General features: G+C 70.4%; 16 protein-coding genes. 4 read left to right on the top strand and 12 right to left on the bottom strand.

Annotated features, from left to right (window positions below; genetic code table 11):
* Positions 1 to 103: 103 nt before the first annotated feature.
* Positions 104 to 2,026, bottom strand: a complete 1,923-nt coding sequence (locus AB0K36_RS00370) for an AMP-dependent synthetase/ligase (protein ID WP_364586254.1) — start codon at positions 2,024 to 2,026, stop codon at positions 104 to 106.
* Positions 2,027 to 2,503: 477 nt separating this feature from the next.
* Here AB0K36_RS00370 and AB0K36_RS00365 point away from each other — a divergent pair, with 477 nt between their 5' ends.
* Positions 2,504 to 3,295: a MaoC family dehydratase gene (locus tag AB0K36_RS00365; protein ID WP_364586970.1), complete on the top strand. Its 792-nt coding sequence runs from the start codon at positions 2,504 to 2,506 to the stop codon at positions 3,293 to 3,295.
* Here AB0K36_RS00365 and AB0K36_RS00360 read toward each other — a convergent pair.
* Positions 3,264 to 3,941 carry a TetR/AcrR family transcriptional regulator gene (locus tag AB0K36_RS00360; protein ID WP_189467075.1) on the bottom strand — a complete coding sequence of 226 codons (678 nt, stop codon included), beginning with the start codon at positions 3,939 to 3,941 and terminating at the stop codon, positions 3,264 to 3,266. The two genes, AB0K36_RS00365 and AB0K36_RS00360, sit on opposite strands and share 32 nt — an antisense overlap.
* A gap of 257 nt (positions 3,942 to 4,198) precedes the next feature.
* Positions 4,199 to 5,122: a hypothetical protein gene (locus tag AB0K36_RS00355; RefSeq protein WP_364586251.1), complete on the bottom strand. Its 924-nt coding sequence runs from the start codon at positions 5,120 to 5,122 to the stop codon at positions 4,199 to 4,201.
* 272 nt (positions 5,123 to 5,394) lie between these two features.
* Between AB0K36_RS00355 and AB0K36_RS00350 the strand changes: the two genes are divergently transcribed.
* Positions 5,395 to 6,462, top strand: coding sequence for a glycosyltransferase (locus AB0K36_RS00350; RefSeq protein ID WP_364586248.1), 1,068 nt, complete (start codon positions 5,395 to 5,397; stop codon positions 6,460 to 6,462).
* A gap of 55 nt (positions 6,463 to 6,517) precedes the next feature.
* Here AB0K36_RS00350 and AB0K36_RS00345 read toward each other — a convergent pair whose 3' ends face one another.
* The 5 genes from AB0K36_RS00345 to AB0K36_RS00325 form a co-directional block, all read right to left on the bottom strand.
* Positions 6,518 to 7,900: a dicarboxylate/amino acid:cation symporter gene (locus AB0K36_RS00345; protein WP_364586245.1), complete on the bottom strand. Its 1,383-nt coding sequence runs from the start codon at positions 7,898 to 7,900 to the stop codon at positions 6,518 to 6,520.
* A 317-nt stretch (positions 7,901 to 8,217) separates the two neighbouring features.
* Entirely contained in the window at positions 8,218 to 8,514 is a 297-nt protein-coding gene (locus tag AB0K36_RS00340; RefSeq protein ID WP_364586242.1) for a DUF4229 domain-containing protein, read from the bottom strand.
* Positions 8,515 to 8,578: 64 nt separating this feature from the next.
* Positions 8,579 to 9,103 carry a GNAT family N-acetyltransferase gene (locus AB0K36_RS00335; protein WP_364586240.1) on the bottom strand — a complete coding sequence of 175 codons (525 nt, stop codon included), beginning with the start codon at positions 9,101 to 9,103 and terminating at the stop codon, positions 8,579 to 8,581.
* A gap of 74 nt (positions 9,104 to 9,177) precedes the next feature.
* On the bottom strand, positions 9,178 to 10,341 hold the full coding sequence (gene mqnE, locus AB0K36_RS00330; RefSeq protein ID WP_005313880.1) for an aminofutalosine synthase MqnE: 1,164 nt from the start codon (positions 10,339 to 10,341) through the stop codon (positions 9,178 to 9,180).
* Positions 10,342 to 10,391: 50 nt separating this feature from the next.
* On the bottom strand, positions 10,392 to 10,847 hold the full coding sequence (locus AB0K36_RS00325) for an Lrp/AsnC family transcriptional regulator (RefSeq protein WP_005313883.1): 456 nt from the start codon (positions 10,845 to 10,847) through the stop codon (positions 10,392 to 10,394).
* Positions 10,848 to 10,977: 130 nt separating this feature from the next.
* On the opposite strand from AB0K36_RS00325, the gene AB0K36_RS00320 reads away from it, so the two are divergent.
* On the top strand, positions 10,978 to 11,124 hold the full coding sequence (locus AB0K36_RS00320; RefSeq protein WP_364586235.1) for a hypothetical protein: 147 nt from the start codon (positions 10,978 to 10,980) through the stop codon (positions 11,122 to 11,124).
* Here the strand turns inward: AB0K36_RS00320 and AB0K36_RS00315 are convergent.
* Positions 11,121 to 11,783, bottom strand: coding sequence for a UbiX family flavin prenyltransferase (locus tag AB0K36_RS00315; RefSeq protein WP_435877751.1), 663 nt, complete (start codon positions 11,781 to 11,783; stop codon positions 11,121 to 11,123). The genes AB0K36_RS00320 and AB0K36_RS00315 overlap by 4 nt on opposite strands.
* 110 nt (positions 11,784 to 11,893) lie before the next feature.
* On the opposite strand from AB0K36_RS00315, the gene AB0K36_RS00310 reads away from it, so the two are divergent.
* A complete protein-coding gene (locus tag AB0K36_RS00310) occupies positions 11,894 to 12,484 on the top strand; it encodes a rhomboid family intramembrane serine protease (protein ID WP_364586230.1) in 591 nt (196 codons plus the stop codon).
* A gap of 13 nt (positions 12,485 to 12,497) precedes the next feature.
* On the opposite strand, the gene mqnP is transcribed toward AB0K36_RS00310, so the two are convergent.
* The 3 genes from mqnP to AB0K36_RS00295 are packed head-to-tail and all read right to left on the bottom strand — an operon-like array spanning position 12,498 to position 15,339.
* Positions 12,498 to 13,418 carry a menaquinone biosynthesis prenyltransferase MqnP gene (gene mqnP / locus AB0K36_RS00305; protein WP_364586966.1) on the bottom strand — a complete coding sequence of 307 codons (921 nt, stop codon included), beginning with the start codon at positions 13,416 to 13,418 and terminating at the stop codon, positions 12,498 to 12,500.
* Complete coding sequence (locus tag AB0K36_RS00300) at positions 13,418 to 13,891, bottom strand: hypothetical protein (protein WP_364586227.1); 474 nt, start codon at positions 13,889 to 13,891, stop codon at positions 13,418 to 13,420. The genes mqnP and AB0K36_RS00300 overlap by 1 nt, the downstream gene beginning before the upstream one ends.
* Positions 13,888 to 15,339 (bottom strand): menaquinone biosynthesis decarboxylase, encoded by a 1,452-nt coding sequence (locus tag AB0K36_RS00295; RefSeq protein ID WP_189467091.1) that lies wholly within the window; start codon positions 15,337 to 15,339, stop codon positions 13,888 to 13,890. The genes AB0K36_RS00300 and AB0K36_RS00295 overlap by 4 nt, the downstream gene beginning before the upstream one ends.
* Positions 15,340 to 15,351: the final 12 nt, after the last annotated feature.

The raw sequence follows: 15,351 nt of genomic DNA, 5'->3' as shown, positions 1-15,351 counted from the left end.
TTTCCCGGCCCTTTCCCGGATCTTTCCCTTCTCTCCTCAGATCTGCGGCAGGCGGTGGCAGGGCTGCGGCAGATCCCGTGGCCTCGCCGACAGGGACAGGACCTCAGTCGCGCCCGCCGTCGTACAGGGCCTCGATGTCGGCCTCGAAGTCGTGTGCGATCGCCGCGCGCTTCAGCTTCAGCGACGGCGTCAGATGCCCGCTCTCCTCGGTGAAGTCCACCGTCAGCACCGTGAAGCGACGGATCGACTCCGCCCGTGAGACCAGCCGGTTGGCCTCGTCGACCGCACGCCGCAGCGCGCCGAGCAGTTCCTCGTCCCGGACGAGGTCTGCCAGTGGCAGATGCACCTTCTTCTTCATCCGCCGCCAGTGGTCGAGCCCGTCCTGCTCGAGCGTGAGCAGGGCCGTGACGTACGGGCGGTTGTCGCCGACGACCATGCACTGGGACACCAGGGGATGCGCGCGCAGCCAGTCCTCCAGCGGCGCGGGGGCGACGTTCTTGCCGCCGGAGGTGATGATGATGTCCTTCTTGCGCCCGGTGATCGTCAGGTATCCGTCCTCGTCCAGGGCCCCCAGGTCGCCGGAGGCCAGCCAGCCCTCGGCATCCGTCAGCGGTACGGCCTCGCCGCGCTCGGCGTCCCAGTGGCCGGCGCAGACCTGGCCGCCGCGCAGCAGTACCTCGCCGTCGTCGGCGATGCGGACCGCCGTGCCCGGCATCGGCCAGCCGACCGTGCCGAGACGGGGCCGCAGCGGCGGGGTCACCGTCGAGGCGGCCGTCGTCTCGGTGAGCCCGTACCCCTCGAACACCTCGATGCCGGCGCCCGCGTAGAACGAGGCGAGCCGGCTGCCCAGCGGTGAGCCGCCACAGATGGCGTACCGGACCTTGCCGCCGAGGGCCGCCCGGATCCGGCGGTAGACCAGCGGGTCGTACAAGGCCCGTGCCGCCCTGAGGCCGAGCGAAGGACCGGGGCCCGTGCCGTGCTCCGCCGCCTCCACGGCCCGCCCGTAGCGCCGGGCGATCCGCGCGGCGCGGTCGAACGAGGAGGCGCGGCCGAGTTTCTCGGCGGTGGCCCGGCCGGTGTTGAAGACCTTCTCCAGGACGTACGGGATCGCCAGCAGGAACGTCGGCCGGAAGCCGGCCAGGTCGGCGAGCAGGTCCTCGGTCCGGATCGAGGGTGCGTGTCCGAGCCGCACCCGGGCGCGCAGGCAGCCGATGGCGACCATGCGGCCGAAGACATGGGAGAGGGGCAGGAAGAGCAGGGTCGAGGCGGGTTCCTTGCTGAGCGACTTGAAGACCGGGTGCAGCAGTTCGACCGCGTTGTCGACCTCGGCGAAGAAGTTCGCGTGGGTGACCACACAGCCCTTGGGGCGGCCGGTGGTGCCCGAGGTGTAGATCAGCGTCGCGATCGCGTCCGGCGACAGTCCGGCCCTGCGTGCCGTCACGGTGGCGTCGGGGATCCCCGCCCTCTCGCCCGCCTCGCGGAGTTGGGCGACGGCCCCGGTGTCGAACGTCCACAGGTGGGCCAGGCCGGGCAGTTGTCCGCGTTCCTGACCGACCGTCCTGGCCTGTGCGGCACTCTCGACGACGCAGGCGACGGCCCCGGAGTTCTCGAGGATCCAGCGGGCCTGGAAGGCGGAGGAGGTCGGATAGACGGGGACGGTGACGAGACCGGCGGCCCAGGCGGCGAAGTCCAACAACGTCCACTCGTATGTCGTACGGGACATGATCGCGACCCGGTCGCCGGGCTCGAGCCCTTCGGCGATCAGCCCCTTCGCCACGGCGAGGACGTCCTCGGCGAACTGCGCCGCGGTCACGTCCTGCCAGGCGCCGTCCGCGTCCTTGACGCTGATGACGGCGTCGTCCGGGGCCTCTTGGGCGTTGTGGAAGGGGATGTCGGCGAGCGAGCCGTGGGTGACGGCCGGCACGAGCGCCGGCACGGACACCTCTCGCACGACGCCGTTCACCCGCTTCTTGTGCGGTTCCACCGGCACGGGCGCACCGCCGGGGACAACCAGATCGACTGACACGTGCGGCTCCTCGTCGTGAAGGCTGACAGGCGTGCTGCGCAGGGGGCCGGCCGGCTCACGCGTGTTCGGCGACCACGGTGACACCCTGACCGCCGAGGGCCCGGGGGGAGTTCGGCCCGCGGCCAGGCGCTCGCGTTCCGCGCGGCGACGTCGGCACCATCTCGACCAGCTCCTGACTTCTGAGTAAGCTTACTCAGGAGTAATCTACGACCGAGCTGGAGCCAGGACAATGGCCGATCGCTGTCCGACCTTCACCGGCAGGCCGTCGGCCGGACCGTTTGCGCGGTGGAGCAAGGCGGGGCAGGCGGGCAGGGCGGGAATCATGAGCGGCGCCGGGGCAGCGATCGCCTGCGTGGCAGGCCCGAAGTTGCGTGCCTGCCGCCGGAATCCGCTGGGGGCGTGAGCGTGCGGACCGTCACCCTCGCCTCGGCGCCCGCGCTCACGCCACTGCTCGTCCGCGGGGCGGCACTCTCACCGATGAAGCGCCGGGTCCATGCCGGGGCGCGATTGCCCGGCACCCGGCTGGTACTGCCCGGCGCCCGCACCGACGCCGCGCGGCTCGCCGCGTACGCCGGCGTCTGCGGCTTCCCGGCGGGCGGGCCACTGCCGCTCCCCTACCCGCACATCCTCGGGTTCCCGCTCGCCATGCGGCTGATGGCCGACCGCGCCTTCCCGCTGCCGCTCCTCGGCCTCGTCCACACCCGCATCGAGATCATCCGGCACGGACCCGGGCTGACGTCGGCGGACCGGCCGGAACTCGCGGTGCACGCCGAGGAACTGGTCCCCCACCGGCGCGGCACCGAAGTGCTCATGGTGACCCGGGCGTGCCTCGACGGCGAGCTCGTGTGGGAGTCCCGCAGCTCCTATCTCGCCCGGCACCGCACAGGTCACGACGGTCCGCGGGAAAGCGCCCCCGCCGCCGAGCCGCTCCCCGCCGTCACCGGGTGGCGGGTCCCCGGCAACCTCGGCCGCCGCTACGGCGCCGTCTCCGGAGACCGCAACCCGATCCATCTGCACCCGCTCACGGCGAGACTCTTCGGATTCCCCCGCGCCATCGCCCACGGCATGTGGACGTTCGCGCGCTGCCTGGCGGAGGCCGAGCGGACGAGCGGGCCGGCGGAGAGCGCACGGGCCGCGTTCCGGGCACCCGTGCTGCTGCCCGCCGACGTCACCTACGCGGCACGCACCGCGCCGGGCGGCACCCGCTTCGAACTGCGCAGCGGCGACCGCGTGCACCTCACCGGGGAGACCAGCGCTCCCCCTGCATGAGGCCGCCGAGTCCGGTCCACGCGAAGTTCATCAGGAGGCCGGCGGCCTCCTTCGCCGAGATGCCGCCGGCGTCGTTCGCCCACCCCGCGAGCGACTCCGCGGCCCCCACGAGCGCCTGTGCAAGGCCTTCGATGTCCCGGTCGGCCAGCTCGGAGCTGCGGTGCGAGCCCGCCGTTCCCGGCGCCGGAGGCACACCCTGTTCGGCCGCCGCGCCGATCAGCACGGTCACGAAGGCGGCGATCTCCGACCGCATCCGCGCGACCTCCGCCGCGAACGGCTCGCCGTGCGTACGCGCCTGGCGGTGCAGCACCGACCAGCCGTCCGGGTTCTGCTGCGTGTGCCGGAAGAAGGCCTCCAGCCCCGCCCACATCTGCTGATCGGCCGTCAGCCCGGGCTGGATCGCCGCCTGCACGGCCTCGGTCAGCCGCTGCGCCTCCCGCCTGATGCAGGCGGTGAAGAGCTCCTCCTTGGAATTCAGGTACAGGTACACCAGGGGCTTGGACACACCGGCGAGCTCCGCGATCTCGTCCATCGAGGCGGCCCGGTAGCCCAGCTGCCCGAAGGTCCGCACCGCGGCGTCCATCATCTGCTGCTCACGCACGGCCCGCGGCATGCGCTTGGTCCTCGCGCTCTTCACCGCACTCATGTCAGTGTTCCTCCCGCCCCGTGCCCTTACTCAGCAGTAAGCCTACGACCCTGGCAGTTGACTGCGTCATAGCGGCGTTCATGGCCCGCATTAAGGTCCACTCCGCGCGGCGGGGTCAACCGCGCGCGACGGGTCTCGGCCGTGTCCGGGGGCCCCGGACATACGTGTGCTGTGCCCGCGGCGAGGCGGACACAGCACACGGTCGGCGTTCCCGGCCCCGGTCGGGGGCCGGGACCGTCAAGGGATCAGGGCCGGAACTACTTCATGCCCTTGGCGCGGTAGTTGGGGTCGGTGGCACGCTGCTCGGCGGCCAGCTGGGGGTCGTCCGCCGGCGTCTCCAGCATCACCCAAGGCGAGTTGCAGGTGAGAGTGACGGGGTTGCCCGGGTTCTGGGAACACACGGTCTCCCACACCTCGCCGTCGAGGGTCAGCACCTCGATGGAGACGGCACCCTCGGCATTGCTCTGGGAACCGACCGAGATGGAGCAGGCCCCGTCGGGGAAGTTCGCCCCCGCGCCGTCGGTGAGGTCGTACCAGATGAAGTCACCGACGTCAGGCTGCAAGTCACGGACGCCCGCATAGGCGACGTCGTCGTGGAGCACGGCCTTGTACTCCACAGCGTTGCTGGGGAGGTAAGCGTCGATGTCCTGGCACGGACCGGGCTCACCCTGCGGACCCGTCGGGCCCGTCGCACCCGTCGCACCCGTCGCGCCCGTCGGACCCGTCGGGCCCGTCGCGCCGCCACCAGGTCCTGCCGGACCGGTCGGACCCGTCGGGCCGGTCGCGCCGCCACCAGGCCCTGTCGGACCCGTGGGACCGGTCATACCCGTCGGACCCGTCGGACCCGTCGGACCGGTCACGCCGGCAGGGCCCGTCGGGCCCGTCACGCCCGGCTTGCACTTGTCGTCGTGACCGTCGTGACCGTCGACGCCCGGGACGCCCATCTCGCGCAGCTCGTCCAGCAGGTGACGCGGGTAGTCGGGCTTGCCCGGCTTGCACTCGTCGTCGCCGCCGTACGCACCCGCGACGCTCGCGCTCGGGGCGTACTGCATCGCCGCGACCGCGGGGCTGCCGAAGCCCGCGAGTACGAGCGCGATCGACGCCATCGCACCCGTGGTCAGCAGCGACTTGCGGCGGGGCAGCGGTCCGAAGGGGGACTTCGTCCTGCGATCAGGACTCATAGATTTGCTCCTTTTGAACCGGATCGGGTGACGATCCGGAAGCAGGTTCTGGTCGCTGGGATCTTCGGATCGTCAACCCCGCACATTGAGACGCCACGTCCGAGAGTCAGCTCTTCGGCCTACTGCGTACCCACCACTGGGCGTGCGCAACGGCGAACCGGAGCCGGCCTCGGCGTGGCTCCGGCATCGCCGTGAGCCGGGCGCTCTAGCGTCACCCGCGGACCGACCGGCCGGAGAGGGTTGCTGCTGTGAAGCCTTCCATCTGCTTGTGCATGATCGTCAAGAACGAGTCGGGCGTCATCGAGAGATGCCTGTCATCCGCGCGGGGCCTCATCGACACGTGGGTCATCTCCGACACCGGGTCGACCGACGGCACGCAGGACCTGATCAGAAAGTCCCTGCGCGGCATCCCTGGGGAGCTCCACGAGGAACCGTGGGTGAACTTCGGCCACAACCGGAGCCTGAACATCGGGCACGCCCGCGGCAAGGCCGACTACCTTCTGCTTCTCGACGCGGACCTGGTGCTCCGTCAGGACGGACCACTGCCCCGCCTCACCGCGGACTCGTACATGCTCCGCCACGAGGGCGCGCTCGAGTACCGGATCAAGCGTCTGGTCCGCGGCAGCCTCCCGTGGCGGTACGAGGGCGTCACGCACGAGTACCTCACGGCCGACCGTCAGGACGTCCAGCGGAATCTCGACGCGCTCGTCATCGAGGACCACGCCGACGGCGGCTCCCGCCACGACAAGTTCGAGCGTGACGCCCGTCTGCTGGGCGCCGAGCTCGAGCGCGACCCGTCCAACACCCGCACGGTCTTCTACCTGGCCCAGACGATGCGCGACATGGGCAGGACCGCCGAGGCGATCGAGCTCTACGAGCGCCGCGCCACCATGGGCGGCTGGGTGGAGGAGGTCTACTACGCGCTGCTCCAGGTCGGTGTCCTGCGGGCGCGGTCGGACGACTGGCCCGGGGCGATGGACGCCCTGTCGCGGGCCTGGGAGTCACGGCCGGAACGGCTGGAGGCGTGCTACGAACTCGCCTCCCGGCTGCGCGGCATGGGCCGCCACCGCGCGGCGCACGCCTTCGCCTCCGCCGGACTTGACCGCCCGCAGCCCGACGACGTGCTGTTCACTCAGCCGTGGGTGTACCGGTGGGGGCTGCTGTTCGAGTTCTCGATCACCGCGTACTGGGTGGGCGAGTACGCGGCGTCGGCGCGGGCGTGCGACCGGCTGCTGGCGATGCCCGACCTGCCGGAGGTCTACCGGCGGCAGACCGTCGCGAACCGCCGCTTCGCGCTGGGCCGTATCGCCCCGCAGAAGACCGTGGGCCTCGCCCGCTGACGGGAGAGGCCCACGAGGGGTGGCGGTCGCACGGACCGCCGGACGCGATGGAGTGTCAGGCGGGGACCGGCACGGCCCCCTTCTCCTCGGCCGTCACGGCGTCGGTGCCGGCCTCGGTCCCGCCGTCGATGTCGTCGATGTCGTCGATCGGCGAGGAGGTGGCGCTGTTGTACGCGTCGTGGTCGAGGATCTGCTCACGCGCCGCGACGATGACGGGAACGAGCGCCTGGCCCGCGACGTTGGTGGCGGTGCGCATCATGTCCAGGATCGGGTCGATCGCCATCAACAGGCCGACGCCCTCCAGCGGGAGGCCCAGGGTGGACAGGGTCAGCGTCAGCATGACCGTCGCGCCGGTCAGACCGGCGGTGGCGGCGGAGCCGACGACGGAGACGAAGGCGATCAGCAGGTAGTCCTGGATGCCGAGCTGCACGTCGAAGATCTGCGCGATGAAGATCGCGGCGAGCGCCGGGTAGATGGCGGCGCAGCCGTCCATCTTGGTGGTCGCGCCGAACGGGACCGCGAAGCTCGTGTACTCCTTCGGGACGCCGAGACGCTCGGTGACCTTCTGGGTGACCGGCATGGTGCCGACCGAGGAGCGGGAGACGAACGCCAGCTGGATGGCCGGCCAGGCGCCCTTGAAGAACTGGACCGGGTTGACCTTCGCGACGGTCGCGAGCAGCAGCGGGTAGACGCCGAACAGGACCAGTGCGCAGCCGATGTAGACGTCGGCGGTGAAGGTGGCGTACTTGCCGATGAGCTCCCAGCCGTAGTCGGCGATGGCGAAGCCGATGAGGCCGACGGTGCCGATGGGGGCGAGGCGGATCACCCACCACAGGGCCTTCTGGAGCAGCTCGAGCACCGACTCGCTCAGGTCGAGGATCGGCTTGGCGCGGTCACCGAGCTTGAGCGCGGCGATACCGGCGACGGCGGCCATGAAGACGATCTGGAGCACTTCCAGCTCGGTGAACGGCGTGATGATGTCCGTCGGGACGATGCCGGTGAGGAAGTCGATCCAGGTTCCGGCGTTCTCCGGCTTCTGGCCGTCCTTCGGGGTGAGGCCGGTGCCCGCGCCCGGGTCGGTGACCAGTCCGATGACGAGGCCGATGGCGACGGCGATCAGCGACGTGATCATGAACCACAGCAGCGTGCGGCCGGCCAGCCGTGCGGCGTTGTTGACCTTCCGCAGGTTGGTGATCGACACCAGGATGGCGAAGAACACGAGCGGCGCGACGGCCAGCTTCAGCAGCTGGACGAAGATCGAGCCGACCTGGTCGAGGGTGTCCTTCAGCCAGCCGATGTCCTGGCTGCGGGCGAGGGCGCCGAGCAGGACGCCGAGGGCCAGACCTGCGACGATCTGGGCCCAGAAGGGGACCTTGGGTATACGGAATCCGGAGCCGGACTGCTTTCCGGCAGGGGTGGACGCGGTGTTCGCGGACACGGACGCACTCCAGTGGTGGCGTTCGGGAAGTACAGGGGACGGGGTGCGGCGCCCGTGCGCGTGAAGGCGCGGCGCCGCTGCGTGATGCCGGGTTGTCAGATGTGGCGGCAACAGACCGCGGACATGCAGCGGCACAGATCGACATGCAGGCGCGCCACGAGCAGGAGGCTCGCGGCGTCTGGGTGGCGCACTGCTGTCTTCACGCCGAACACGTTAACACTTGAACTTATCGAAGCTCAAAGCTCCCCTTTGGGACCCCTGTCGGCCCGCCCTGCCGGGTGACCGTAGGCCCTCCCTGCCTGGACCGTCGGCCCGCCCTACTGGGTGACGCCGTCCTCCTGCTTGCGGTTGGCCTCGAGGCGGGCCTTGGCGCTGTCCACCTTGGTGACGATCTGGGCGGACATCGCGTCACGCTGCTTGCGCAGCAGCACGAAGCTGAGCGGCGCGGAGAGCACGAGCGAGAGCAGCACGACCCAGACGAAGTTGGAGTCGCCGAGCCCCTTGGGCAGGGCGCCGACCTGGACCAGTCCGACGACGACGACGAAACAGCCGACGAAGATCGCCAGACGCAGTGCGGTGTACTTGATCGCGGCACTCGTCCTTGCAGCGGACACGGCGGGCCTTCTTCCTTGCGTACGACGTGGGTGCCTGTCCAGTGAAGCACGCCGCCCCGGAGGGCTAGCTCAGGGGCAGCAGCATGATGACGTCGTCGCGGTCGTCGCCGTCGCCGACCCGGATCGCTCCCGGCACCCGGCCGACCTCCTTGTAGCCGCAGGCCGCGTAGAAGCGGTCGGCGCCGGTGCCGCCGCGGCAGGTGAGACGTATCGCCTCGATGCCCTCGAAACCGCGGGCGGCGTCGGCGGCGGCGGCCATCAGATCGCGCCCGTAGCCCTTGCCCTGGTGGCCGGGGTGGACCATCACCGTGTACAGCCAGATCCAGTGCTTCATCAGGCGGTGGGTGTTGAAGGCGAGGAAGGCGGTGGCCGCGATCGCGCCGGCCTCGTCGCGGCCGACGAGCAGCCGCATCCGGCCCTCGGCGATGGCGGTGAGGTGGCCGAGCCACCCCGGCCGGACGTCCTCGGCCGTCACGGGCGGGACGAAGCCGACGGCGCCGCCCGCGTTGCTGACGTCCGTCCAGAGTGCGACGACGCCGTCCCGCAGCTCGTTCGTGAGGGCCGGGTCGAGTTCGAAGGTGAGGGCCATGCGGGCCAGCGTAGAAAACGGCGAACCCCGGCCGGGGCCGGGGTTCGCGGAGCGAGACGGACGCGTTCCGGGTCTCAGACGCGCATGGGCTGCGGCGACTCGCGGCGGTCGGCGTCGGGGCCCGGGTACTCGCGGATGATCTCGTAGCGGGTGTTGCGCTCCACGGGACGGAAGCCGGCGTCGCGGATCAGGTCGAGCAGGTCGTCACGGGTCAGCTTGTTCGGCGTCCCGTAGTTGTCCGCGTCGTGCGTGATCTTGTACTCGACGACCGAGCCGTCCATGTCGTCGGCGCCGTGCTGGAGGGCGAGCTGGGCGGTCTGCACACCGTGCATCACCCAGAAGACCTTGACGTGGGGCACGTTGTCGAACAGCAGACGCGACACGGCGAAGGTCTTGAGCGCCTCCGCGCCGGTCGCCATCGTGGTGCGCGCCTGGAGCTTGTTGCGGACCTTGCCGTCCTGCATGTCGACGAAGTCGTGCTGGTAGCGCAGCGGGATGAAGACCTGGAAACCGCCGGTCTCGTCCTGGAGTTCACGCAGCCGCAGCACATGGTCGACCCGGTGGCGCGGCTCCTCGATGTGCCCGTACAGCATGGTGCACGGGGTCTTGAGGCCCTTCTCGTGCGCCAGGCGGTGGATGCGCGACCAGTCCTCCCAGTGGGTGCGGTGGTCGACGATGTGCTGGCGGACCTCCCAGTCGAAGATCTCCGCGCCGCCGCCGGTCAGCGACTCCAGACCGGCCTCGATGAGCTCGTCGAGGATCTCGGAGGCGCTGAGCCCGGAGATCGTCTCGAAGTGGTGGATCTCGGTGGCGGTGAAGGCCTTCAGCGAGACGTTCGGCAGGGCCTTCTTGAGCTCGGAGAGCGAGCGCGGGTAGTACCGCCAGGGCAGGTTGGGGTGGAGCCCGTTGACGATGTGCAGCTCGGTGAGGTTCTCGCCCTCCATCGCCTTCGCGAGGCGGACGGCCTCCTCGATGCGCATGGTGTACGCGTCCTTCTCGCCCGGCTTGCGCTGGAACGAGCAGTAGGCGCACGACGCGGTGCACACGTTGGTCATGTTGAGGTGGCGGTTGACGTTGAAGTGGACGACGTCGCCGTTCTTGCGGGTGCGCACCTCGTGCGCGAGACCGCCGAGCCATGCCAGGTCGTCCGACTCGTAGAGGGCGATGCCGTCCTCACGCGTCAGCCGCTCACCGGCCCGGACCTTCTCCTCGAGCTCGCGCTTGAGTCCTGCGTCCACTTCGGGCCGCCTCCCATACGTCTACCAATCGGGCTCCACCCACGGTATCCCTAGCTCTCCTCCGGCAGGTCGCCGACCCGGTTCTCCCACTTGGTGGAGAGCACGATGGTGGTCCGGGTGCGCGAGACGCCGCGCGTCCCGGAGAGCCGGCGGATCGTCTTTTCGAGGCCGTCCACGTCGCTCGCGCGCACCTTGAGCATGTACGAGTCGTCGCCGGCGATGAACCAGCAGTCCTCGATCTCCGCCAGGTCCTTCAGCCGGCGCGCCACGTCCTCGTGGTCGGCGGCGTCGGAGAGCGAGATGCCGATCAGGGCCGTGACGCCGAGGCCCAGGGAGCGGGCGTCGACGGTGGCGCGGTATCCGGTGATGACGCCCGCCGCTTCCAGGCGGTTGATGCGGTCGGTGACGGAGGGGCCGGAGAGCCCCACGAGCCGGCCGAGCTCGGCGTACGAAGCCCTGCCGTTCTCGCGCAGGGCCTGGATGAGCTGCCTGTCCACGGCGTCCATATGCCTGAGCCTTCCATTATTCAGCGATACCGCAAGTTTACGTGTAGAATCTAAGGTACACAGGGACGACACCCTGCGATTTACTCAAATGATCAGAGCTGATCCCACAGGATCACGATCCATACAGGAGATGACACTCACCGTGTACACGATCGAGATGGCCTACGCCCACATGCGACAGCTGCAGGAGCTGGCCAACCGCTCGCGTGCCCACCAGCCCTCTGCCGCCCGCAAGGCCGCCACGGCCCGCGCCCCGCGCACCGGCAAGAAGCGCTAATCGCCTCCGGAGCCACCACCCAGCTCCCCCTTCCAGCGGCGGTACAGCCGATGCGGCACCCCTGCCGCGTCGAGCACCCGCCCCGCGACGAAGTCCACCAGATCCTGGATGTGCGTCGCCCCCGCGTAGAACGCCGGAGAGGCGGGCAGCACCACTGCGCCCGCCTCGTCCAGCGTGACCAGGTGCTTCAGCGTCTGTCCGTTCAGCGGGGTCTCCCGCACGGCGACCACCAGAGGGCGCCGTTCCTTGAGCGTCACGCTCGCCGCCCGCTGCAGCAGGTCCTTCGAGAGTCCGAGCGCCACACCCGCCACACAGGCGGTCGACGCCGGCACGATCAGCATCCCCTTGACCGGGTACGACCCCGACGACGGCCCGGCGGCGAGGTCCCCGGCCGCCCAGTGCCGTACGTCGCTCACATCGACGTCGAAGCTGTCCGGCTTCCCGTCGGCTCCCCGGGCCAGCCACTGCCGCAGGTCCTCCTGCCAGTGCGCGTCCCGGAAGGCGATACCGGTCTCGTCGAGCAGCGTCAGCCGCGAGGCCCTGCTGACCACCAGGTCCACGCTCTCGCCCGCGTCCAGCAGACCGCGCAGCACGGCGGCCGCGTACGGCGTGCCGGAAGCACCGGACACGCCCACGACCCAGGGCCGTCGACTGTTCACTTCTTGCTGCTCCACACCGCCGAGCCTATCCGGCGGCGCGGAAGCGGAACCGGGCACGGTGCGCGGGACGTTCCCGTCACACAAGCGCGTGCACATCACAGGGGGCGACGATGACCCGTACAGAGGCGACCGAGTGGGGCAGATCGGATCGGGCCAGGTCCGCGGCCAAGCTGGTGCTGGCCTTCGTCGCGCTGCTGTGGGTACTGGAAGCGGTCGACGTGGCGACGGGACACGCCCTCGACTCCTACGGCGTGGTGGCCCGCGAGCCCGGCGAGCTGGTCGACATCGTGCCGTCGGCGTTCATGCACTTCGGGTTCGCCCATCTCGCCGCCAACAGCGTCCCGCTGCTGGTCTTCGGCTTCCTCGCCGCGCTGACCGGCGTGCGCCGCTTCCTCGCCGTGTCACTGATGATCGTCCTGGTGGCCGGACTCGGCGTCTGGCTGTTCTCCCCCTCGGGCGCCAACACCGCGGGCGCCTCCGGTCTGGTCTTCGGGCTCTTCGGCTACCTCGTGGTGCGCGGCTTCGTGGAGCGCAAGCTGCTGGACGTGTGCGTGGGCCTGCTGATCGGCGCGGTCTGGGGCAGCTCCATCCTGCTCGGCCTCTCCCCGGCGAACACGGGCGTGAGCTGGCAGGGCCACCTCTTCGGCCTGCTGGCGGGCACAGCGGCCGCGTTCGTGTTCCGCAGCCGCGGCCGCGCCTGAGCCGGCGGGACCGTCAGACCGTCAGGCCCCGCACCACGAGATCGAGCAGGGCGCACACGAAGAGCGAGATCCCGATGAAACCGTTCGTCGTGAAGAACGCCCTGTTCAGACGGGACAGGTCGTGCGGCCGGACGATCGTGTGCTCGTAGAGGAACGCCGCAGCGACGATCACCAGACCCGCCCAGAACAGCACCCCCGCGTCCGTCGCCAGCGCGAACCAGACGAGCAGGCCCGTCGTCACGACGTGCGAGGCGCGGGCGCCGTACAGCGCGGCCGGGATACCGAAGCGGGCCGGGACCGACTTCACGCCGTGGGCGCGGTCGGCCTGGACGTCCTGGCAGGCGAAGATCAGATCGAAGCCGCCGATCCACACGCCCACGGCCAGGCCCAGGATCACTGCGTCCCACGACCACTCGCCCGTGACCGCGATCCACGCCCCGACGGGGCCCATGGCCTGCGCGAGACCGAGGATGGCGTGCGGGAAGTCGGTGAACCGCTTGCCGTACGGGTAGACCACCATCGGCACGACCGCGACCGGCGCGAGCGCCAGACACAGCGGGTTGAGCAGCGCCGCCGCGCCGAGGAAGACGACCAGCGCGATCAGCGCGCCGGTCCAGGCGGACCGCACGGACACCGCGCCCGTGACCAGTTCACGCCCCGCGGTGCGCGGGTTCCGCGCGTCGATCTCCCGGTCGATGATCCGGTTGCAGGCCATCGCGAAGGTCCGCAGACCCACCATGGCGACGGTGACGAGCAGCAGGTCCGTCCAGTGGACCTGCCCGTCCACCTGGAACATCGCGGTGAGGGCGGCGATGTAGGCGAACGGCAGCGCGAAGACCGAGTGCTCGATCATCACCAGCCGCAGGAAGGCCTTCACCTTCCCGGTCGGCTGCGGTGCCGGGCCGGAACCCACGACCCCGTCGGCGGTCGTCATCATGCGAGGCTCCCGAGGAACGCGTCGAGGTCGGCCAGCAGCCCGGCGACGGGCAGCGGGCCCGTCTCCACGGTCAGCGGCGTCCCGGTCTCGTCGTCGGGCGGGGTGACGTGCGCCGTGAAGGCGTACGCGTCCGCGCCGGCCGGACGGCCGTCCAGGCTCAGCACCGCACCTCCGTCGACCGTGAAAGGCCCGGATGCCGCGGCGAGCTCCGCGCGCAGCCGCTCCGCGAAATCGGCGGGCTCCGCGTCGCGCACACCGGGCAGCTCGAAGCCGTCGCCCTCACCGTGGTGCTCCAGGAGGACCGCCCAGGTGTCACCCGGGCCCGCGAACTCCTCCGGCGATACGCCCGCCTGCTCGGCGGCCAGCCGGACGCCCGGGTCGGCCGGGTCGAGCTCGGGGCGCACCAGGGCCACATAGTCGGTGTCGGTGCCGACGAAGAGGGCGGGGCCGCCCACGGCGATGGGACTCACAGTCCGTACTCCTTCCACCGGCGGTCGACGAGCGCCGCCGTCGCGGGATCGGACTCGACCATCTCCGGCCAGCCCCCGTCCCGCGTGTACCCCTCCTCCGGCAGTTTGCGCGTCGCGTCGATGCCCGCCTTGCCGCCCCAGAACTGCTGGTAGGAGGCGTGGTCCAGATGGTCGACGGGGCCTTCGACGACGGTGAGGTCGCGTGCGTAGTCGGTGTTGCCGAGCGCCCGCCAGGAGACTTCGTGCAGGTCGTGGACGTCGCAGTCCTTGTCCACGACCACGATCAGCTTGGTCAGCGACATCATGTGCGCGCCCCAGATGGCGTGCATGACCTTCTGCGCGTGCTTCGGGTACTTCTTGTCGATCGAGACGATCGCGCAGTTGTGGAAGCCGCCCGACTCCGGCAGGTGGTAGTCCACGATGTCCGGCACGATGATCTTCAGCAGGGGCAGGAAGAACCGCTCCGTCGCCCGCCCCAGCGGCCCGTCCTCCGTCGGCGGCCGGCCCACCACGATCGACTGGAGCAGCGGCCGCTTGCGCATCGTGACGCAGTCGATGGTCAGCGCCGGGAAGGGTTCCTGCGGCGTGTAGAAGCCGGTGTGGTCGCCGAAGGGGCCCTCCGGCAGCATCTCCCCGGGCTCCAGCCAGCCCTCCAGCACGACCTCGGCGTTCGCCGGCACCTGGAGCGGCACCGTCTTGCAGTCGACCATCTCGATCCGCTTGCCCGCGACGAAGCCGGCGAACAGGTACTCGTCGATGTCGCCGGGCAGCGGCGCGGTCGAGGCGTACGTCACGGCCGGCGGGCAGCCGAACGCGATGGCGACCGGCAGCCGCTCGCCCCGTTCGGCGGCCACGGCGTAGTGGTTGCGGCTGTCCTTGTGGATCTGCCAGTGCATGCCGATGGTGCGCCGGTCATGGCGCTGAAGGCGGTAGAGGCCGAGGTTCCGTACGCCCGTCTCCGGGTGCTTGGTGTGGGTGAGGCCCAGGTTGAAGAAGGAGCCGCCGTCCTTGGGCCAGGTGAACAGCGCGGGCAGGGCGTCCAGGTCGACGTCGTCGCCGCGCAGGACGACCTCGTGCACGGGCGCGTCCTTCACCTTCTTCGGCGGCACGTGCACCATCGACCCGAGCTTGCCGAAGGCCTCGCGCACCCCGATGAAGCCGTGCGGCAGCTCGGGCTTGAGCAGCCCGCCGATCTTGTCGCTGATCTCCGCGTAGGACTTCAGCCCGAGCGACTTCAGCAGCCGGCGGTCGGTGCCGAACACGTTCATCGCGAGCGGCATCGCGGAGCCGCGCACGTTCTCGAACAGCAGGGCCGGGCCGCCTGCCTTGTTCACCCGGTCGACGATCTCCCCGACCTCGAGATACGGGTCGACTTCGGCCTTGATGCGCTTGAGGTCGCCCTCGCGCTCCAGCGCCCGGAGCAGGGAGCGAAGATCGTCGTAAGCCATGGGGTCAAGTAT

The organism is Streptomyces kurssanovii (assembly GCF_040677245.1).
GTDB classification, from domain to species: domain Bacteria; phylum Actinomycetota; class Actinomycetes; order Streptomycetales; family Streptomycetaceae; genus Streptomyces; species Streptomyces kurssanovii.
This window is presented reverse-complemented; position numbering and strand designations above follow the sequence as displayed.

What these genes read in the sequence shown, in the direction of transcription:
- AB0K36_RS00335 (WP_364586240.1), bottom strand. Translation starts at nt 9,103, where the DNA reads ATGGCCCTCACCTTCGAACTCGACCCGGCCCTCACGAACGAGCTGCGG.
- AB0K36_RS00365 (WP_364586970.1), top strand. Translation starts at nt 2,504, where the DNA reads ATGAAGCGCCGGGTCCATGCCGGGGCGCGATTGCCCGGCACCCGGCTG.
- AB0K36_RS00360 (WP_189467075.1), bottom strand. Translation starts at nt 3,941, where the DNA reads ATGAGTGCGGTGAAGAGCGCGAGGACCAAGCGCATGCCGCGGGCCGTG.
- AB0K36_RS00320 (WP_364586235.1), top strand. Translation starts at nt 10,978, where the DNA reads ATGACACTCACCGTGTACACGATCGAGATGGCCTACGCCCACATGCGA.
- AB0K36_RS00355 (WP_364586251.1), bottom strand. Translation starts at nt 5,122, where the DNA reads ATGAGTCCTGATCGCAGGACGAAGTCCCCCTTCGGACCGCTGCCCCGC.
- AB0K36_RS00310 (WP_364586230.1), top strand. Translation starts at nt 11,894, where the DNA reads ATGACCCGTACAGAGGCGACCGAGTGGGGCAGATCGGATCGGGCCAGG.
- mqnP (WP_364586966.1), bottom strand. Translation starts at nt 13,418, where the DNA reads ATGACGACCGCCGACGGGGTCGTGGGTTCCGGCCCGGCACCGCAGCCG.
- AB0K36_RS00295 (WP_189467091.1), bottom strand. Translation starts at nt 15,339, where the DNA reads ATGGCTTACGACGATCTTCGCTCCCTGCTCCGGGCGCTGGAGCGCGAG.
- AB0K36_RS00325 (WP_005313883.1), bottom strand. Translation starts at nt 10,847, where the DNA reads ATGGACGCCGTGGACAGGCAGCTCATCCAGGCCCTGCGCGAGAACGGC.
- AB0K36_RS00350 (WP_364586248.1), top strand. Translation starts at nt 5,395, where the DNA reads ATGATCGTCAAGAACGAGTCGGGCGTCATCGAGAGATGCCTGTCATCC.